Annotated in this window: 13 protein-coding genes and 1 pseudogene; 11 read left to right on the top strand and 3 right to left on the bottom strand. The window is 61.9% G+C overall.

From position 1 onward, the window contains the following. The 3 genes and pseudogenes from NPS47_RS23835 to NPS47_RS23830 all read right to left on the bottom strand — a co-directional run. Positions 1–6,912: autotransporter-associated beta strand repeat-containing protein (locus NPS47_RS23835; protein ID WP_274297198.1), on the bottom strand; the 6,912-nt coding region annotated here is incomplete at its 3' end. Positions 6,913–7,026: 114 nt separating this feature from the next. Further along, positions 7,027–7,155, bottom strand: a pseudogene (locus NPS47_RS25905) (ESPR domain-containing protein); the annotation flags it as partial. A gap of 340 nt (positions 7,156–7,495) precedes the next feature. Beyond that, a complete protein-coding gene (locus NPS47_RS23830; RefSeq protein ID WP_038606003.1) occupies positions 7,496–8,041 on the bottom strand; it encodes a serine acetyltransferase in 546 nt (181 codons plus the stop codon). A gap of 305 nt (positions 8,042–8,346) precedes the next feature. Here NPS47_RS23830 and NPS47_RS23825 point away from each other — a divergent pair, with 305 nt between their 5' ends. From NPS47_RS23825 to NPS47_RS23775, 11 genes are all read left to right on the top strand, one after another. Next, a complete protein-coding gene (locus tag NPS47_RS23825; RefSeq protein WP_274297197.1) occupies positions 8,347–9,138 on the top strand; it encodes a lipopolysaccharide biosynthesis protein in 792 nt (263 codons plus the stop codon). Positions 9,139–9,230: 92 nt separating this feature from the next. Further along, positions 9,231–9,683, top strand: coding sequence for an Lrp/AsnC family transcriptional regulator (locus NPS47_RS23820; RefSeq protein WP_274297196.1), 453 nt, complete (start codon positions 9,231–9,233; stop codon positions 9,681–9,683). Positions 9,684–9,847: 164 nt separating this feature from the next. After that, positions 9,848–11,530: a flavin monoamine oxidase family protein gene (locus NPS47_RS23815; protein WP_274297195.1), complete on the top strand. Its 1,683-nt coding sequence runs from the start codon at positions 9,848–9,850 to the stop codon at positions 11,528–11,530. Between the two features lie 13 nt (positions 11,531–11,543). Further along, on the top strand, positions 11,544–12,347 hold the full coding sequence (locus NPS47_RS23810; protein WP_274297194.1) for a carbon-nitrogen hydrolase family protein: 804 nt from the start codon (positions 11,544–11,546) through the stop codon (positions 12,345–12,347). A 38-nt stretch (positions 12,348–12,385) separates the two neighbouring features. After that, positions 12,386–14,752 carry a pyrroloquinoline quinone biosynthesis protein PqqF gene (gene pqqF / locus NPS47_RS23805; protein ID WP_274297193.1) on the top strand — a complete coding sequence of 789 codons (2,367 nt, stop codon included), beginning with the start codon at positions 12,386–12,388 and terminating at the stop codon, positions 14,750–14,752. A 141-nt stretch (positions 14,753–14,893) separates the two neighbouring features. Continuing rightward, the gene (pqqA, locus tag NPS47_RS23800) at positions 14,894–14,965 is read left to right on the top strand and encodes a pyrroloquinoline quinone precursor peptide PqqA (protein ID WP_008365141.1); all 72 of its coding nucleotides are present in this window, start codon (positions 14,894–14,896) and stop codon (positions 14,963–14,965) included. A 67-nt stretch (positions 14,966–15,032) separates the two neighbouring features. Beyond that, positions 15,033–15,944 (top strand): pyrroloquinoline quinone biosynthesis protein PqqB, encoded by a 912-nt coding sequence (gene pqqB, locus NPS47_RS23795; RefSeq protein ID WP_274297192.1) that lies wholly within the window; start codon positions 15,033–15,035, stop codon positions 15,942–15,944. A gap of 11 nt (positions 15,945–15,955) precedes the next feature. Further along, a complete protein-coding gene (gene pqqC, locus NPS47_RS23790; RefSeq protein ID WP_274297191.1) occupies positions 15,956–16,711 on the top strand; it encodes a pyrroloquinoline-quinone synthase PqqC in 756 nt (251 codons plus the stop codon). Continuing rightward, complete coding sequence (pqqD, locus tag NPS47_RS23785) at positions 16,708–16,983, top strand: pyrroloquinoline quinone biosynthesis peptide chaperone PqqD (RefSeq protein WP_274297190.1); 276 nt, start codon at positions 16,708–16,710, stop codon at positions 16,981–16,983. Before pqqC ends, pqqD begins: the two co-directional genes overlap by 4 nt. Beyond that, positions 16,955–18,115, top strand: coding sequence for a pyrroloquinoline quinone biosynthesis protein PqqE (gene pqqE / locus NPS47_RS23780; protein WP_274297189.1), 1,161 nt, complete (start codon positions 16,955–16,957; stop codon positions 18,113–18,115). The genes pqqD and pqqE overlap by 29 nt, the downstream gene beginning before the upstream one ends. Next, on the top strand, positions 18,081–19,919 hold the full coding sequence (locus NPS47_RS23775) for a S9 family peptidase (protein ID WP_274297188.1): 1,839 nt from the start codon (positions 18,081–18,083) through the stop codon (positions 19,917–19,919). Before pqqE ends, NPS47_RS23775 begins: the two co-directional genes overlap by 35 nt. The last annotated feature ends 36 nt before the right edge of the window (positions 19,920–19,955 follow it).

Genomic DNA, 19,955 nt, shown 5'->3' with positions numbered 1-19,955 from the left:
ACCGAACGAGAACGCCTGGTTGGCGTTGGACGCGTTCAGCGTGCCGGCACCGGTCAGTGCGTTGTCGAAGCTGAAGGCGCCGCTGGTCAGGGTGTTGACGATGCCGCCCGCGGCAATATCGACCCCGCCGGTGCCCAGGTTGTCGGTGCTGGTGGTGGCGTTATTAGCCACCGCCAAGGTACCCGTACCGGTCACCTTCCACTGCCCTGTGTAGGCCGCATTGGCGCCGCTGATCGTGGCCTGCGCCCCGCTCACCGTGGTCGTGCCTGCACCGGCCAGGAGGTTATCGAAGGTGCTGGCCGAGGCTAACGCCAACTCCAGCCCGGTCGTCGCACTGCCCGCTGCGGTGTTGATGTTCACCGTGCCGGTGCCAACGCCATCGGCATCGGTAATTTTCAACACGCCACCCGATACGCTGGTACCGCCACTGTAGGTGTTGGCACTGCTCAGCACCAGGGTACCGACATTGGCCTTGCTCAACATACCCGTGCCGCTGGCGATACCCGTCAGCAACAGTGTGCTGCCAGCGTTGACATCCAGGGTACCTCCGCCCGCACTCAGGGTGATCGCACGCGATGAGGTCAGCGATGCCGTGGTTGCCAATACCCCTCCATCGAAACTCAGCGCGCCCGAGGCCGCACCGAGGCTGGCATCGCTGGACACCTGAACCTTACCGCCATTGATCGCGGTACCACCGCTGTAAGTGTTTACACCGGCGAGCAGCAACGTGCCGGCATCGGCCTTGGTCAGTTTGCCCGCGCCATCGACCACACTATTGATTGTCAGTGTCTTGCCGCTGTCGACATCGAACGTGCCGCCCATGGCATTTAGCGTCGTCGCGCGCGTCGTGGTGAATGATCCCGTGCTTTCCAGCGCTCCACCATCGAACGTCAACGTGCCCGAGGCCGCACCGAGGTTGGCGTCACTGGACACCTGCACCTTACCGGCATTGATCGCGGTACCACCGCTGTAGGTGTTTACCCCCGCGAGCAGCAACGTGCCAGCATCGGTCTTGGTCAGTTTGCCCAGGCCACCGACCGCACCGTTGATTGTCAGTGTTTTGCCGCTGTCGACATTGAACGTGCCGCCCTTGCTATTGAGCGTCGTCGTGCGCGCCGTGGCGAACGACTCGGAGGCTTCCAGCACGCCGCCATCGAAACTCAGCGCACCGCTCAGCGCACCGAGGTTGGCGTCGCTGGACAGGCTCAGTGTGCCGCCATTGATTGCCGTGCCACCGCTGTAGGTATTGGCCCCCGTCAGCACCAACTTGCCCAGATCGGTCTTGGTGACGCGGGTACTGCCCTTCAGGATCGAACCTATCGACGCGGTGAAACCGGCACCCACCTCCGAACCATCACCGACGCGGATCGTCGTGCTACCCGACCCGGAGGCTGTCTCGACCAGGTTGATCTCATCGCCGCTGAGCGAATAGCCATCAACCCCGAACTGTATCCCGGCCGTGGAAATATCGCCAAAGCTCTTGTCCACCGTCACCGTGCCGCTCGAACCCTGGAAAATCACGAACGAAGTCGGCGTATAGGTAGAGTTGATCGAACTGCTTGGGTCGCCCCAGGTGCTACGCGCCACATTCCGACTCCAGACACCGGAGCCGCCGTCGGCGATACCATTGTTGTATTTGCTCGGGTCGCTGCCGTCCCAGATCGCCGTGAGAATACCAGTGGTATTGATCAGGTTGATCTGTCCGGGGACTCCGGTCTGCAGGGCCACCGTTGTCGACGAAGGCAGGGTGCCAAGCGCCAGGCCGTTGTTGGTCAAGGCGCCGGTATAGCTGAAAATGCGGTAAATACCCGGATCGAACGTGCCGCCCACCGGGGTAGCCACGTCAAGACGACCGTCCAGGGTCAGGTTGCCGTTGACATCGGTCCGGCTGTTCTGCGACACGCCATTGAGCGTACCGAAGGTGTAATGCAGGACCGAAGTGGCATTGAGCCCAAGATTGCCATTGATGGTCAGCGTGCCACCCGTGCCATCGGCACTGCCCGGCGCCAGGATGCCATCATTGGCGATGTTGACATTGCCGCCGATCACTCCGGTGCCGCCCAGGGTCGCCCCCGCAGCCACGCTGGTGGCACCTGTCGCGGCCGATTGGTCACCATTGACGAAGAGCCTGCCCCTCGACACCGTGGTCGTACCTTTATAGCTGTTGGTGCCACTCAGAAGCGTGTCGCCCAAGCCGTTTTGCTGCAGGCCGCCGGTACCGGAAATGGCGCCGCCATGGCTATGGGTAGAACCGAAATTGAAGGCCAGTGCGGAATTGTTGACGATATCGCCAACGATCATGCCCCTCGTGCCGCCATCACCCAGCTGCAGCGTGCCGGCATTGATGGTGGTGCCGCCGGTATAGGTATGGTCGTTGTTCACCACCAGGGTGCCGCTGCCGTTCTGCTGCAGGGCGCCGCTGCCCGACACCACGCCGGCAAAGGTGAAGACGTCACTGCGGTTGAACGCAAGGTTGCTGTTGTTGGTGATATCGCCGGCTACCGACCCCGTGGTACCGCCATTACCAATCTGCAGCGTGCCGGCGTTGATGGTGGTGCCACCGGTGTGGGTATTGGCGCCTGCCAGCACGGTGATACCGCTGCCGTTCTGCTCCACGGCGCCGGCGCCGGATATCCCGCCAGCATACACGTAGGTATCGCTGCGATTAAATTGCAACTTGGTCTGCGCGGCCATCTGTACGGGCACCGCGCCGAGGGTACCGCGCGTGCCACCATCGCCGACCTGCACCGTCCCGCCAAATATCCGCAGTGCATCGCTGCCGGTGTAGGCCGTGTTAGCCAGCACCAGCTTGCCGGCGTCGTTCTTGCTGAGGCCCTTCGAGGGTCGATAACCGCCGACGGATTGAATAGCACCGGTCAGCGTCAGGGTAGTTCCAGCGTTGGTAAATATGTTGAGGGATTGCGCCGAAGACCCATAGAACGAGGTCATCCCGTAGTTGATCGTGTTTGCCAGGGTCATATCGGCAGTGGTTCGCAGATAGCCACCACCACCGTAAACGGTATCGTTCGCCTGGCCGGTGATGGCGCCGGTACCCAGTGCGCTCGCAGAATTGATTACGACCCAGCCACCGTCGGTAATGAGGGTTCCACCGGTGTAGGTGTTCGCGCCGTTGACCGTCGTGGTACCGGTATGAAACCACAACCGACCAGGCCCGGAGATCGTGCCATTGAGGGTGCCTCCAGCGCCGTACACGAGACCGCCTCCAGCGGCGAGTACGATGTCACGGCCAAGCGTAGCGCCAGTTTGCAAGGCGCCGCCATCGAAGGTCAGATTCGCCGACAGGTCGCCAAGGTTACTATCGCTCGAAATCCGCAGGTTGCCACCTCGCAGGGTGGTACCACCGCTGTAGGTATTGGCGCCACTCAGGGTGAGTGTGCCACTACGTTGTTCGACCGTGCCGTTGCCGGAAATCACCCCCGCATAGGTGGAGGTCACATTGCGATTGAAAACCAGGGTAGCGTTGTTGCTAATGCTGCCGGCGATCGAGCCACCTCCGTTCGCGGTGCCATCGCCCAGCTGCAGCGTACCGGCGGTAATGGTTGTATTGCCGGTGTAGGTGTTGTTGCCCGTGAGCACCGTGATGCCGGTACCGCGCTGGTCCAGTGCGCCGGTACCTGAGATGACACCGCCGTAGGTGAAGGTGTCGCTGCGGTTGAAAGCCAGCATGCCATTGTTGTTCAGTGCACCCGCACCCAAGGTACCCGTCGTCCCGCCATTACCGACCTGCAGGGTACCGCGCGCGATGGTCGTGGCACCGCCATAGGTATTATTGCCGGTCAACACGGTGGTTCCCGTGCCGATCTGCTGGAACGCACCCGTACCGGAAATCACCCCGCCGACGGTAAGGGTATCGCTGCGATTGATCGCCAGGTTGCTGCTGTTGACGACGCCCCCGACGATCGAACCCGAGGTCCCGCCATTGCCCAGTTGCAAGGTACCGCCAACAATTGTCGTGTCGCCGGTATAGGTGTTATCGCCGCTGAGCACCAGCGTGCCACGGTCGGTCTTGACCAAACCGACGCTGCCTTGCAGGGCCGATCCGACGGTGGCGACAAAGTTGCTCCCCGCCGCCGTGCCGTCGCCAACCCGGACCGTTGCCGCATCGGCACCCGGCGTGGTCTCGGACAGGTCGATGGCACCACCGTTCAGCACATAGCCGTTAGCCGCGAACTGCATACCGGTTGCGGCGACCTGGCCACCGCTGTTGTCAACCGTGACAGTGCCCGGCAAGCCCTGGAACAGGGCAAAACCGGGTGTGTAGACGCCGTTCGCCGTTCCGGCGGCATTGGTCCAGTTGCTGTTTGCCGCGGCTCCGCTGTTCCAGATACCGCTGCCGCCCTCCACCACCCCGTTGTTCGGGTTGCCAACTGCGGAACCATCCCAGAAGCGCATGTTGGCCAGGGAGTTGATCAGGTTGACCTGGCCGTTGATCGAGGTCTGCAGCACTGTGTTCGAACCAGTCGGCATGCTCCCCAGGGCCAGTCCGTTGTCGGTCAGCGCCCCTGAATAACTGATGATGCGGTAAACACCCGGATCAAATGTGCCGCCTGTCGTTGTGCTGACATTCAGGGTGCCGTCCAGCGTCAAGTTGCCGCCGACCACCGTTTGGTCATTGAACGCTCCGCCGACCACGTCGGACTGGCCGAGGTTGTAGTTGAGTATCGCGCCATTGGACAACACAAGATTGCCGCCAATGGTCAGGGTGCCTGCCGCACCGCTCGCAGCGCCCGGTGACAGGATGCCGCCGTCATTGACCGTAACACTGCCGCCGAGGGTGCCGATGCCGCCCAGGGTCGCGCCGGACTCCACAGTCGTCAGCCCTCTGGCGGACGTCTGGTTGCCGTTGATCAACAGTGTGCCAGCCGCCACGCGTGTCGCGCCGGCGTAGCTGTTGTTGCCAGTCAGCGTCGTGGTGCCGGTGCCGCTCTGGGTCAAGGTGCCGCTACCGGAGACGACACCGCCGTAGGCATAGGCGTCCGAGCGATTGAACGCCAACGCACTGTTGTTGACGACGTTGCCCGTGCCCAGCACGCCAGTGGTCCCGCCATTGCCAACTTGCAACGTGCCGCCATCGATGATGAACCCGCTGGTGGAGCTGCTGGTTCCAGCCAACACCAAGGTACCGGTATTGGTTTTCCGTAATGCCGAGGCACTGCCGTAAATATCGCCACTGACCGTCAGCGTCGTTGTCGGCGCCACGTCAATAGTGGCACCGCCGCTGCTGAGCCCAACCTTGTTGATGGTGAAACTTCCCGTCGTTACGAGGGTTCCGTTGCCAAAGTTCACATCTTTCGAACCGCCAAGATTGGCAGCATTCGACACGAGCGCCCTGACGCCCCCCTGCACATACGTGACACCGGTGTAAGTGTTGTTGCCATTGAGCACCACCGTTCCACCTGGGGTGCCTGCAGCCCGCATGGCAAAGTAACCACCGCCCGAGATCGTCCCGTTCAGGGTCACCGTCGAGCCATTGTAGGCTTCGATGAAACCATTGCCGCCCAGGACGATATTGCGGGCCGTGCCGTAATCGTTGAGCACGCGCAGCACGCCGGCGTTGACGAAGTTCAGGGCACCGGATGCGGCGCCCAGATTGCTGTCGCTCGAAATTGCCAGCGTCCCCCCGTAGATGTTCGTGCCGCCGGTATAGGTATTGTTCCCCGTCAGGTAAACCAACCCGACATCGACACCCAGCCGGCCGGCGCCGGACACCACACCGCTGAGCGTCAAGGGTGCGGTATCAGCCGCACTCCCGACATAACCATTGACGCCGCTGTCGACGACGACATCGCGTGCTGTGGTGAGCGCGGAGCTTGCCCGGAAGTTACTGTTGCCAACGAAATGCAGACGACCTGACGACGCACCCAGATTGCCATCGCTGGCCACCTGCAGCACCCCGCTGCGCATGAGCGTTTCACCGGTGTAGGTGTTGGCACCGCTCAAAACGGTCGTACCACCATTCTGTTGCACCGCACCCGTACCGGAAATCACGCCCGCGTGGGTGTAGGTATTGTTGTGACTGAAGATCAGCTCGCCATTGTTGACAACATTGCCGACGATTGAGCCCGTCGCGCCGCCTGCGCCAATTTGCAGCTTGCCCGCGCTGATGGTGGTGCCACCGGTGTAGGTGTTGTCGCCGGTCAGTATGGTGGTGCCAGCGCCGATATGCGTTAACGCACCGGTGCCGGAAATCACGTTGCCAACAGTAATGCTATTGTTGCGATTGAACGCCAGGGTGCCGTTGTTGGTGACCACAGCGCTACCTAGCGCGCCAGTCGCCCCGCCATTGCCGACCTGCAGGGTACCTGACGAGATGGTCGTCGCCGCGCTGTAAGTATTGGCAGCCGTCAGCACCAGCGTACCGCCGCCATTGAAGGTGAACGGACCGGTGCCGCTGATTACACCACCAAAGGTGGCGTTTGCACCCGATGCCACATCGATCGCGCCGCCAACCAGGCCGAGCGTCACCGTGCGGGTTGACGAGAAGGCACTGCCGTTGATTGCCAGCGTACCGCGGGTGGTGTTGTCGCCTAGCTTCAGGGTGCCCGTTGCGGCACCCAGATTACTGTCCTGCGACACCTGCAACGTGCCGTTGTTGGTGACCGTGGTTCCCCCCGTGTAGGCATTGACGCCACCCAGGACGATGGTTCCGGCACCATTGACGTCCACGCGGGTTGCCCCGGCGATGTTCGAATTGATGGTCGCCGTCGTGCCGCTGCCGGCCTTGATGCCCATGGTGGCCGAAGCAGCGTTCAGTGTGCCGCCCTGGAGCGTGTAGCCATCGACCGCGAACAACAGATCCTGAACGGTAATCGGGGCAACGATAGATACGGTGCCTGGGATGCCGCCAAACTGAGCACTGTCTCCCGCCAGGTTGTTCCACGGCAGCGTCACGGTGCCGTTGTACCAACTACTGCTGGAGAGGTCCCAATCCCCCGCTCCCCCGGAGTTCTGTCCTGTGGGCGACCAGGCGAGGGTGGCTGCTTGCGCCGGTCCGCACAAAGAAAGCGCCAATGAGATCGTGGCATTACGGCCGATCTTCGACCGTGAAGTCTTGCCACGCTTCCTGGCCAACTCGGACGCGACCACCCAACATTGCTTGGCAACACTCCAGATAACACAGTAAACAGCGCTCATCAGCGATTACACACGCACACGAAGCATAGGAAATTCTATGTATTAATTCTAAAAACACGTCCCCTGCATCGATATAGGACCAGTACGAAACCTCCTGAAGCACTGCTGGAGCCCAGGATTGAACGCGGCCAGGCATGAACAATCCATTCAGGTTTTAGGTGAGGCGAGTCTGACAGTTCGCGGGCGTACGACGACCCGCCAGGGATATCCGATCAAGTCCGCAGAGGTGCCGAGTGTGGGCCCAGCAAAAAAAAAGCCGCGCAATGCGCGGCTTTCGTCGTTTCAGGGGATCATCAACTCAGCAGACCAGGGGTTTCGACTCCAGGCCGGCTACCGTTATTCACTTCTGATTGATCGTTGTTACGTGCCGGGTAAAGCAAGTGCTGTTATCCGGTACATCCTTGTTGATGAAGGCCATTGCCCCGATGGTTACATTGTCGCCGATGCGTAGGTTGTCACCGATGATGCAAACATTGGCCCCTACTACCACGTTGTCGCCGATGTGGATCAAACCTTTCTGGCCAGCGGTTTTCACACCGATAGTGGTGTTCTGGCGAATGGACAGGTTTTTGCCTATGCGTGCCGCATCCGCGATCACTATCCCTACACGGTGAGAGAAGCTCAGGCCAGGGCCGATCTCCGCCGCAAGCATGATATCGATGCCGTGGGTACGCACTAAACTTGCATGGATTCGCCGGGCAATCTTGGGGTAATTGAGCACCCCTTTGCGGCGTCGGTGAAGATGCTGCGCCAGCCTGAACCAGAACAGATAATGCTCTTGTTCTTTTAGGCGAATACGCCGAAATATCCGCTTGAACTTCAATTTCTTTTCTTCACCGCCCATCACTTCGATGCGCCAGAATCTTTTCAGATTCTCCCAATCCATGTATTCCACTTGCGATCTTCTCCCGGATGAATCCGAATCCATCCGCTTGGACAGTTTCTCTATAGATGGCGCAATTGTATCGAATTCGACATAGCGCCGACACATTCGGCGGGATGGACGGAACTCCCGCCCCCCTGTCGACCGAATGGACAGAACTGCTCAAGCGCTTGCTCGATGGTGGGCGCAACACCCTCTATCAGGCTACCCACGCAGGCGATTAGCAATCCGCTCAGGAAAACTTATAAAATAAGCGGTCTTCACCCAGCCATCCCCTCAATCATCGATGCACGTTAAGGATTTCTAAAATGGACGCTTCCACAGCACAGTTGATTTCTGACGTGCCATTCAGCGTCAGCCATTTCGATGATTGCCGCAATGCAGGGTCGGGCTCGGTTTTCGTGATCGCCTCGGGCAGTTCGGCAAAGGACTTTCCTTTCCAGGCATTCTCCGACATCCCGATGATCACCATGAACGGCGCGATCTCCATGTTCCTGGATACGCCGATCAAGCCGTTCTTTTATGTCTGCACAGACAAGGACTTCTCCAACCAGCAACCCGAGCTGTTTGCCGAAGCCATGCGCCGCAGTCAACGGGTTGCGCTCTGGGAAGATCACTACAAGTCCGCCGGGGTTGCCGCCAGCGGTGAGTTGTACTTTCTGCGCAAGGCCCGCAAGGCAAAACTGAGCGATCTGCTGCGAAAAGACCCTGAGCTCATCCGCAACCGCCCCTTCCCGGGAAGCCGCAAAAAGCCGCTGGGATTCAGCAAGAACCTGCACCGCGGCTTCTTTGATGCACGCACGGTGGCTTACGTAGCGCTGCAGATTGCCTACCATGCAGGTTTCAACAAGGTCTTCATGGTTGGAGTGGACTTGAACCAGAATGTCGGCAGGTTCTACGAAACCCGACACTCCAAGCTGTCGCCTTGCGGTCTGGACCAACACTTCGATTCGCGCATCCTGCCGTCCTTCGAGCTGATGGCTGACTCGGTTGTCGATGACGATTTCTCCGTCTACAACCTGTCGCCCTCCTCCCGCCTGCCACGTACGGTAATTCCCTACAAAACCCTCGATGAAGCGCGGGCGCTGGTGCGCACCTGAGCAAGCACGGCTTGCTCGTCAATGCGCGGTGTGGATAGGCTAATGCAATCACTTCATGCGCCGTACTACGCGGCGCACACCCGAGAGTCTCCATGTCCGACAGCCGTCCCGTCGCCCTCGACGAAATCGACCGCCAACTGATTTCGCTACTGCAGATCAATGCCCGTGAAAGCGTCGCCATGCTGGCCCGGCAACTGGGCATCGCGCGCACCACGGTGACCTCGCGCCTGGCGCGTCTGGAAAAGACCAAGGTCATCAGCGGCTACGGCGTACGTCTGGGCCAGCGCCTGATTGACGGCGGCTTGCAGGCCTATGTCGGGATCAAAGTGCAGCCGCGCTCGGGCAAGGAAGTGGTGCGCCGCCTGAGCGCCATGGGACAAGTCCAGCAGCTGTGCGCGGTGAGTGGCGAGTTCGATTATGTGGCCTGGCTGCGCAGTGATTCGCCGGAGCAGCTGGACCAGCTACTCGACCAGATCGGCGGTGTCGACGGCGTGGAAAAGACCACTACCTCGATCATCCTCAGCAGCAAGGTTGACCGCGGGTAAACGTGGCCTGACGATATGACGAAATCACCATGCAAACTGACAAGCAACACCACAAATAGACGACACTCTGCATCTTAATTACGTAACGCCCGCCCTCTAAACTGACCGCCAGCGTTTTCCTATACTCAAGCTCCGCATCCTGCGCAGCCCTGGCAAGGTCATCTATGAACAACAACAATCGCCACCCCGCCGACGGCAAGAAACCTGTCACCATCTTCGGCCCGGACTTCCCGTTCGCCTTTGACGACTGGATCGAGCACCCCGCAGGCCTGGGCAGTATCCCGGCCGCACGCCACGGTGAAGAAGTGGCGATTGTCGGTGCCGGAATCGCCGGCCTGGTGGCGGCGTACGAGCTGATGAAGCTGGGGCTCAAGCCGGTGGTCTACGAAGCGTCGAAGATGGGTGGCCGCCTGCGCTCGCAGACCTTCGAAGGCACCGACGGGATCATTGCCGAACTTGGCGGCATGCGTTTCCCGGTCTCGTCCACAGCGTTCTATCACTATGTGGACAAGCTGGGCCTTGAGACCAAACCTTTCCCCAACCCGCTGACCCCGGCATCCGGCAGTACCGTCATCGACCTGGAAGGCCAGACCCACTACGCCGAAAAGCTCTCCGACCTGCCGAAACTGTTCCAGGAAGTCGCCGATGCCTGGGCCGACGCGCTGGAAGATGGCGCCCGTTTCGGCGACATCCAGCAGGCGATCCGCGACCGTGATGTACCGCGCCTGAAAGAGCTGTGGAACACCTTGGTACCGCTGTGGGACGACCGCACCTTCTACGATTTCGTCGCAACCTCCAAGGCTTTTGCCAAGCTCAGCTTCCTGCACCGGGAAGTGTTCGGCCAGGTCGGTTTCGGCACCGGCGGCTGGGACTCGGACTTCCCCAACTCGATGCTGGAAATCTTCCGTGTGGTGATGACCAACTGCGACGATCACCAGCACCTGGTGGTCGGTGGCGTCGAGCAGGTGCCGCTGGGCATCTGGCGCCATGTCCCCGAGCGTTGCGCACACTGGCCGGCGGGCACCAGCCTCAGCTCGCTGCACCGTGGCGCGCCGCGTCCGGGGGTCAAGCGCATCGCCCGCGACGCCGACGGACGCCTGGCGGTGACCGACAACTGGGGCGACACCCGCCACTACGCCGCCGTGCTCACCACCTGCCAGAGCTGGCTGCTGACCACCCAGATCGAGTGCGAAGAGTCGCTGTTCTCGCAGAAGATGTGGATGGCCCTGGACCGCACCCGCTACATGCAGTCGTCGAAGACCTTCGTCATGGTCGACCGGCCATTCTGGAAAGACAAAGATCCAGAGACCGGCCGCGACCTGATGAGCATGACCCTGACCGACCGCCTGACCCGTGGCACCTACCTGTTCGACAACGGTGACGACAAACCGGGGGTGATCTGCCTGTCCTACTCATGGATGAGCGATGCCCTGAAGATGCTCCCACATCCGGTGGAAAAGCGCGTGAAGCTGGCCCTCGACGCGCTGAAGAAGATCTACCCGAAAGTCGACATCGCCGGCCACATCATTGGCGATCCGATCACCGTGTCCTGGGAAGCCGACCCGCATTTCCTCGGCGCTTTCAAGGGAGCCCTGCCTGGGCACTACCGCTACAACCAGCGCATGTACGCACACTTCATGCAGCAGGACATGCCCGTCGAGCAGCGCGGCATCTTCATCGCCGGCGACGACGTGTCGTGGACCCCGGCCTGGGTCGAAGGCGCGGTGCAGACCTCGCTCAATGCGGTGTGGGGTATCATGAATCACTTCGGTGGGCATACCCACCCGGATAACCCAGGCCCGGGCGATGTATTCAACGAGATCGGACCGATCGCCCTGGCCGACTGACGGGAGTAACGCCATGCGCATCGCGCTGTATCAAGGTGCTCCGCAGCCACTGGACGTACCCGGCAACCTCGAGCGTCTGCACCAGCAGGCGCAACTGGCCGCCGCCCGCGGCGTAGAGTTGCTGGTGTGCCCGGAAATGTTCCTGACCGGCTACAACATCGGCAGCGAAGCCGTGGCGCGCCTGGCCGAAGCCGAAGACGGGCCTTCGGCCATGGCCGTGGTGGAGATCGCCCAGAGCAATCGCATCGCCATTGCCTACGGCTATCCGGAGCTGTCCGAGGACGGTCGGGTGTACAACGCCGTGCAATTGATCGACGCCCATGGCAGCAGCCTGTGCAACTACCGCAAGACCCATCTGTTCGGTGGTCTGGACCGGGCGATGTTCAGCCCGGGCCCCGATCATTACCCGGTGGTGGAGCTGAACGGATGGCGCCTGGGCTTGCTGATCTGCTACGACATCGAGTTTCCGGAAAATGCCCGACGCCTGGCCCTGGCCGGGGCCGAGCTGATTCTGGTGCCGACGGCGAACATGGTGCCCTACGACTTCATCGCCCAGGTCACCGTGCGCGCCCGCGCCTACGAAAACCAGTGCTACCTGGTCTACGCCAATTACTGCGGCAGCGAGGACGAGATCCACTACTGCGGACAAAGCAGCATTGTCGGCCCGGACGGTAGCATCCTGGCCATGGCCGGTCGCGACAGCGCCCTGCTGCAGGCAGACCTGGAACTGCAACGGGTCCATGAAGGACGCGCCAGTACGCCCTACCTGCACGACCTGCGCCCGGAGCTGTATGGCGATCCGCGCGATCGCGGATAATCCGCTAGCATGACGGTTCGCGCTGCAACGGAACCGTCATGCCCAGCACTGTGCAACACCTCACCCTCGACAATGGCCTGCAGGTCATCCTGCGGCATGCCCCGCAGCTGAAACGCTGTGCCGCTGCCGTGCGGGTCATGGCCGGCAGCCACGACGCGCCGCGCGCCTATGCGGGGCTCGCGCACTTTCTCGAGCACCTGCTGTTTCTCGGCACCGAGCGTTTTCCCCTCGACGACGGGCTGATGCGCTATGTGCAGCGTCATGGCGGTCAGGTCAACGCCAGCACCCGCGAACGCACCACCGACTACTTCTTCGAAGTCCCGCAGGCGGCGTTTACCGGCGGCCTCGAGCGCTTGTGCGACATGCTCGCCCGCCCGGTTTTTGCGCAACAACGCCAGCTGCGCGAACGCGAAGTGATCCATGCCGAATTCATCGCCTGGTCACGCAACCCGCAAGCCCAGGCGCAGTTCGCACTACTGCAGAGGGTTTCCAGACACCATCCGCTGAGTGCTTTCCAGGCGGGCAACCGCTACAGCCTGCCGGTGCACAGCCGTGAATTTCAGGCCGCCTTGCAGGGCTATCACCAACGTTACTACCAAGCCGGACAAATACGCCTGAGCCTGAGCGGACCGCAAAGCCTGCACGAGCTCCGAGTGCTGGCACACAGCGCCGCAAGCTGCATCGCCACCGGCGCAAGGATCGACCAGGCAGTACCGGTAAAACTGGCTGATGCCAGGCTCTCGGCGCAGTTGAACAGCCAGCAACTGGACGTGCTGCAAGCCGTCGAACAACAGCCTGCCGGGTTGGAGCAAGCCATAGACTTTCTCCACACCTGGCTGACCGACGCACGGCCAGGCGGGCCGCTGGCAGCGCTGCGGCAGCGCGGCGGGTTGCGATCACTCGAATGTTCGCCGCTATACAGTTTTGCCGGTCAGGCTTTACTGCACACTCGCCTGCAGCTCAACGATGCAGCGATGGCCGAACAAGCACAAGCGCTGCTACAGGATTGGCTGCGGTTTTTCCGCGATGTCGACAGGTCGCCGCTGTACCAGGAATATGCACGCTTGCAGCAATGCCGCGCTCAGGCGGCGACAGCATTGGACCTGGCATGCCGTGACAGTGCCGGCCGGCCGTATGAAGCGCTGAGCAGCCAAGCCCGGCACGCTCTGGACAGCCTGCTCGACAGTCTGCTGGATGACTTCTCGCCGCAGTGCCCACAACCGTGGCACCTGCCGACCGCGGAATCCTTGCTCAACCTGACCATCGCCGTCGACGCCCTGGTTGCGCTTCCCACTGGCCTGAACTGCAACCCGATATTGCCGCCTGTGCGCCAGCATGGCGTGGTCTACCTGCGCTGGCAGCTGACTGCAGCCGTACGCGATCAACTCTGGCAGGTCCTCGACCGGGCTTTGCAGCCACTGCGTGAGCGTGCGGCCAGGGTTGGCGTTGCGCTGCAATTCGAGCGCTGTGGCGAGTTCTGGCAAATGCGCTGCGCCGGTGTACCTGAGAGGGTGGTCTCGGTGACCGCTGAGGCGCTGGAAATACTCCGGCACCCCGGTGCCTCCAGCTGGGCCGAGAAGCCTGCGGATGATGCCGACAGCATGCCGATCCGCGCTTTGCTCCGGCACCTGCCGGAACAGTTTGTCGGCCGCAAAGACACGTCCTCAGCCACCCACGTCCCAAGCCAGGGTGACCTGCAGACGCTGTGGACACAGGCCCGGTGGCAAGCCATGACCACAGGATTCGGCAAGCGTTCGCACTCCGAGCTCAATCGAGCCCTGCAACAGATTCCCGGCTTTGCAGGCAAGCAGCGCCCGGTGGTTATGCCCGCTGTTCGTCGCTGGCAAATGCTGCCGCCACTGGCCAGCGAACAGGCACTGCTGCTGTTCTGCCCCGTCGCGAACACTGACGAAGCGAGGGCCCGCTTGCTCGCGCAGCAGATTCAGGGCCCTTTCTACCAGCGCCTGCGCGTCGAGCTACAGTTGGGTTACGCCGTCTTCAGTGCCTTCCGTCAGCTCCAGGGCTGTAGCGGCCTGCTGTTCGGCGTACAGTCACCCAACGTCAGTCATGCGCAGATCCTCAACCATATCCATGAGTTCCTCGCGCCCCTGTCGTCTACCCTGAGCTGTAGTACTGAAGCCCGTCAGGCCCTCGCTGACCAGCTGAGCGAAGCCAGCATGAGCAATGACGACGTCGCCGAGTGGGGCTGGCAAGCACAACTGGCGGGCTGCAGCCAGGCACGGCTGGATCACCTGCAGGCCGCAATTCTCGATGTTGATGAGGGAATGCTGCGACAGTGCGCCAATGACCTGCTGCACGCCAGACACGGCTGGTTGTGTCTGGCCAATGGCCCTGCGCCGCAGGACGAAAGCTGGACAACAGGCTTATCTTTACCAGATATGTAACGACGTTTATCGTAGATTTAACCATTCAGCACGGCATTTTTTAGTAAGATAGCGCAATCTTGGTTATTTGAACCCTTGGCCGCGAGGGTGGACTAAACAAGTAACCGTACATCCCCAGACCTATCCGGAAGGAGCAATCCCATGTGGACCAAACCTGCTTACACTGATCTGCGTATCGGCTTTGAAGTGACCATGTATTTCGCAAGCCGCTGAGTTTGCTTGCGTTACAACGCCTCGGTCAGCCGGGGCGTTTTTATTTCAAGACGCGGCAGGAGTGGCCATGTACATCCAGATTCTAGGTTCCGCCGCCGGTGGCGGATTCCCGCAGTGGAACTGCAACTGCGCGAACTGCAAAGGCTTTCGCGACGGCAGCTTGCGCGCTGCGGCGCGTACCCAGTCGTCGATTGCCCTGTCTGACGACGGTATCCACTGGGTGCTGTGCAACGCCTCGCCGGATATCCGCGCCCAGCTGCAAGCCTTCGCGCCCATGCAGCCGGCACGCGCGCTGCGCGACAGCGGGATCAGCGCCATCGTCCTGCTCGACAGCCAGATCGATCACACCACCGGCTTGCTCAGCCTGCGTGAAGGCTGCCCGCATCAGGTCTGGTGCACCGACATGGTCCACCAGGACCTGAGTACCGGTTTCCCGCTGTTCACCATGCTCAGCCACTGGAACGGCGGCCTGCAGTGGAATCGCATTGAACTGCAAGGCAGCTTTGTCATCGACGCCTGCCCGAACCTGCGCTTCACCCCCTTCCCGTTGCGCAGCGCGGCCCCACCCTACTCGCCGCACCGCTTCGACCCGCACCCGGGCGACAACCTCGGATTGATGGTCGAAGACCTGTGCAGCGGCGGCAAACTGTTCTACGCCCCGGGCCTGGGCCAGGTAGATGCCAAGCTGCTGCAGATGATGCATGAGGCCGACTGCCTGCTGGTCGACGGCACCCTGTGGGAGGATGATGAAATGCAGCGCCGTGGCGTCGGCACGCGCACCGGCCGGGAAATGGGTCACCTGGCGCAGAACGGTCCAGGCGGGATGCTTGAAGTGCTGGAAGGCTTCCCTGCGCAGCGCAAGGTACTTATCCACATCAACAACACCAACCCGATTCTCGATGAGGACTCGGCCGAACGCGCCGAACTCAATCGCCGTGGCGTCGAAGTCGCCTTCGACGGCATGAGTATCAGCCTCTAGCAGGAGCCGAGATGAACGACGCCAAAGCGCTGTCCCCCGCCGAATTCGAACAGGCCCTGCGCGCCAAGGGTGCTTACTACCACATCCATCACCCCTACCATGTGGCGATGTATGAAGGCCGCGCCAGCCGCGAACAGATCCAGGGCTGGGTTGCCAACCGATTCTACTATCAGGTGAACATCCCGCTGAAAGATGCCGCGATCCTCGCCAACTGCCCGGACCGCGAAATCCGCCGCGAATGGATTCAGCGCCTGCTCGACCATGACGGCGCACCGGGTGAAGACGGCGGTATCGAAGCCTGGTTGCGCCTGGGCCATGCGGTCGGCCTCGACCCCGACCAGCTGCGCTCCCAGGAACTGGTGCTGCCGGGTGTGCGTTTTGCCGTCGACGCCTACGTCAACTTCGCCCGCCGCGCCAGCTGGCAAGAAGCGGCCAGCAGTTCGCTGACCGAGCTGTTCGCCCCGCAGATCCACCAGTCGCGCCTGGACAGCTGGCCACAGCACTACCCGTGGATCGATCCAGCCGGCTACGAATACTTTCGCACCCGCCTGGGCCAGGCCCGCCGCGATGTCGAGCACGGATTGGCAATCACCCTGCAGCACTACACTACAGTAGAGGGCCAGCAGCGCATGCTGGAGATCCTGCAGTTCAAGCTGGACATCCTCTGGAGCATGCTCGATGCCATGAGCATGGCTTACGAACTGAACCGTCCGCCCTACCACACGGTCACCTGTGAGCGGGTCTGGCACAAAGGAATCGCCTTATGAGTTTTGATCGCGGGCAAACCCCGAAATGGCGTCCGGGTTATCGTTTCCAGTACGAGCCGGCGCAGAAGGGCCACGTGCTGCTCTACCCCGAGGGCATGATCAAGCTCAACGAGAGTGCGGCGCTGATCGCTGGGCTGATCGATGGCCAGCGTGATGTCGCCGCGATCATTGCCGAGCTGGACCAGCAGTTCCCCGGTGTCGCCGAGCTCGCTGACGACATCGAGCAATTCATGGAGGTCGCCCGTGCCGAACACTGGATCGTCCTTGAGTGAGGTGCCGGCAAAACCCGAGGTCGGCCTGCCGCTGTGGCTGCTCGCCGAGCTGACCTACCGCTGCCCGCTGCAATGCCCGTATTGCTCCAACCCGCTGGACTTCGCCGCCCAGGGTCAGGAGCTGACCACCGAACAGTGGTTCAAGGTGATGGCCGAGGCACGGGACATGGGTGCGGCGCAGCTGGGCTTTTCCGGGGGTGAGCCGCTGGTGCGCCAGGACCTCGCCGAGTTGATCGGTGAAGGCCGGCGCCTGGGCTACTACACCAACCTGATCACCTCCGGTATCGGCCTGACCGAGCCAAAAATCGCCGCCTTCAAAGCGGCCGGCCTTGACCATATCCAGATCAGTTTTCAAGCCAGCGACGAGCAGGTCAACAACCTGCTGGCCGGCTCGAAAAAGGCTTTCGCGCAAAAGCTCGAAATGGCCCGGGCGGTCAAAGCCCACGGTTATCCGATGGTGCTGAACTTCGTCACCCATCGGCACAACATCGACAAGATCGACCGCATCATCGAGCTGTGCATCGCCCTGGAGGCCGACTTCGTTGAATTGGCTACCTGCCAGTTCTACGGCTGGGCCCAGCTCAATCGCGTCGGCTTGTTGCCGACCCGTGCACAGCTGGAACGCGCCGAACGCATCACCAATGACTACCGCGAGCGGCTCAAGGCTGCCGGTAATCCGTGCAAGCTGATTTTCGTCACCCCCGACTACTACGAAGAACGTCCCAAAGGCTGCATGAACGGCTGGGGCAGCGTGTTCCTCACCGTGACCCCGGACGGCACCGCACTGCCATGCCATGGCGCACGGCAGTTACCGGGGCAGTTCCCCAACGTGCGCGAGCACAGCATGCAGCACATCTGGTACGACTCGTTCGGCTTCAACCGTTTCCGCGGTTATGACTGGATGCCCGAACCGTGCCGCTCCTGCGATGAAAAGGAAAAGGACTTCGGCGGCTGCCGCTGCCAGGCCTTCATGCTCACCGGTGACGCCAGCAACGCCGACCCGGTGTGCGCCAAATCAGCGCACCACGGCATCATCCTCAAGGCCCGCGAAGAAGCCGAGCATGCCCAGTTGAACATCGAACAGTTGACCTTTCGAAATGAGCGAAACTCCCGTGTCATCGCCCGTGGTTGAGCGCTTCAGTGCCGAACAGGCGGTGGCCGCCGGCACCGACTTCGCCGAGTTGCGGGTCGCAGCGCAGGGCTTGTTCTGGAACGAGTTTCGCCCGCACGACGGCGCCTGCCGGATCTGGCACTGGCGTCATGGCCAGGCCCACTGCCTGACCCCGGACGGCTTCAGCGTACGCAGCCGGGTCTACGAGTACGGGGGTGGCAGCTTCTGCCTGAGCGATGACGGCCTGGTGTTCGTCAACGAAGCCGACCAGCAGATCTATACCCAGGATCTATCGGGTGGCGCGCCCCAGCCGTTAACCCAGGGCGAACGTCGCTACGGCGATCTGCGCTGGACCGCAGGTAAGGTCCTGGCCGTGGAAGAAACCCATAGCACAGCGCAGGTCGAGCATCGCCTGGTGGCCATCGCTGCGCAGCAGCGAGAGGTACTCGCCGAGGGTGCGGATTTCTATGCCGCGCCAACCCTGAGCGCCGATGGCTCACGCCTGGCATGGATCGAGTGGAGCCGCCCGGAACAGCCCTGGACCGCTACCCGCCTGCTGTGTCGCGAACGCATGAATGACGGGCGCTGGGGTGAACCTCGCTGCATCGCCGGCGACCAGGGCCCGGCGCAGTCGCTGCAGCAACCGCGCTTCGATGGTCGTGGCCGCCTGTACTGCCTCTCTGATCACAACGGTTTCTGGCAACCCTGGGGAGAAACGGCCCAGGGCTGGAGTGCGCTCCCCGCCGCAAACGCCGATCACGCCGCAGCGCCTTGGCAACTGGGTGCCTGCACCTGGCTGCCGCTGGGCGAACATCACTACCTGGCCACCTGGCTCGAAGACGGTTTCAGCCGGCTCGGTCTGTGTCATGCCGATGGTTCGCAGCAGCCAGTGGAAACCGGCTACAGCCGTTTACGCTGCCTGGACCTGGATCAGGATTTTCTCTACGCCATCGCGGCGTCGCCCACCCGTCCACCGGCAGTCATCGCCATCGACCGCAAGGACCATCGTGTGCAGGTCCTGGCGGGTGGCGCGGCGCCCTTGCCTGCCGAACGCGTCAGTTGCCCGCAATCATTGTGCTACCCCAGCGGCGATGGCATTGCCCACGGATTCTTCTACCCGGCCATGAACGGCAGCAAACGGCCACCTTTGATCGTGTTCATCCATGGTGGCCCGACCTCGGCCTGTTACCCGGCGCTCGACCCGCGTATCCAGTACTGGACCCAGCGTGGCTTCGCCGTCGCGGACCTCAACTACCGTGGCAGCAGCGGCTACGGCCGGGCGTATCGCCAGGCCCTGCACCTGCGTTGGGGAGAGATTGATGTCGAGGATGCCTGTGCGGTGGTCGAGCATCTGGCCGGGCGCAACCTGATCGACCCGACCCAGGCCTTTATCCGCGGCGGCAGTGCCGGCGGCTACACCACCCTCTGCGCCCTGGCCTTTCATGATGTCTTCCGTGCGGGGGCCAGCCTTTATGGCGTCAGCGACCCGCAGGCGCTGGCCCGGGCCACGCACAAGTTCGAAGGTGACTACCTGGACTGGCTGATCGGTGATCCGCAGGAAGATGCCGAGCGCTACCGACAGCGGACGCCGTTGCTGCATGCCGGGAGCATCAAGGTGCCGGTGATTTTCTTCCAGGGTGAGCTGGATGCCGTGGTGGTGCCGGAGCAGACCCGTTCGATGCTGGCGGCCCTGAAGGCCAACGGTATTCGTGCCGAGGGGCATTTCTATCCGGCGGAGCGTCACGGGTTTCGCAAAGCGGCCAATCTGGCGCATGCGCTGGAAGAGGAATGGAAGTTCTATCGGCAGGTGCTAGGTGGCCTGTAGGAGCGGATTTATCCGCGAAGGGTCGCAGCGCGGCCT

It is taken from the genome of Pseudomonas putida (genome assembly GCF_028682475.1).
Taxonomy (GTDB): Bacteria; Pseudomonadota; Gammaproteobacteria; order Pseudomonadales; family Pseudomonadaceae; genus Aquipseudomonas; species Aquipseudomonas putida_AG.
This window is presented reverse-complemented; position numbering and strand designations above follow the sequence as displayed.

Bases quoted from the DNA above. Each gene is read 5' to 3' on its own strand.
- NPS47_RS23815 (WP_274297195.1), top strand. From the start codon at position 9,848: ATGAACAACAACAATCGCCACCCCGCCGACGGCAAGAAACCTGTCACC.
- NPS47_RS23830 (WP_038606003.1), bottom strand. From the start codon at position 8,041: ATGGATTGGGAGAATCTGAAAAGATTCTGGCGCATCGAAGTGATGGGC.
- pqqB (WP_274297192.1), top strand. From the start codon at position 15,033: ATGTACATCCAGATTCTAGGTTCCGCCGCCGGTGGCGGATTCCCGCAG.
- NPS47_RS23820 (WP_274297196.1), top strand. From the start codon at position 9,231: ATGTCCGACAGCCGTCCCGTCGCCCTCGACGAAATCGACCGCCAACTG.
- NPS47_RS23825 (WP_274297197.1), top strand. From the start codon at position 8,347: ATGGACGCTTCCACAGCACAGTTGATTTCTGACGTGCCATTCAGCGTC.
- pqqF (WP_274297193.1), top strand. From the start codon at position 12,386: ATGCCCAGCACTGTGCAACACCTCACCCTCGACAATGGCCTGCAGGTC.
- pqqD (WP_274297190.1), top strand. From the start codon at position 16,708: ATGAGTTTTGATCGCGGGCAAACCCCGAAATGGCGTCCGGGTTATCGT.
- NPS47_RS23810 (WP_274297194.1), top strand. From the start codon at position 11,544: ATGCGCATCGCGCTGTATCAAGGTGCTCCGCAGCCACTGGACGTACCC.
- pqqC (WP_274297191.1), top strand. From the start codon at position 15,956: ATGAACGACGCCAAAGCGCTGTCCCCCGCCGAATTCGAACAGGCCCTG.
- NPS47_RS23775 (WP_274297188.1), top strand. From the start codon at position 18,081: ATGAGCGAAACTCCCGTGTCATCGCCCGTGGTTGAGCGCTTCAGTGCC.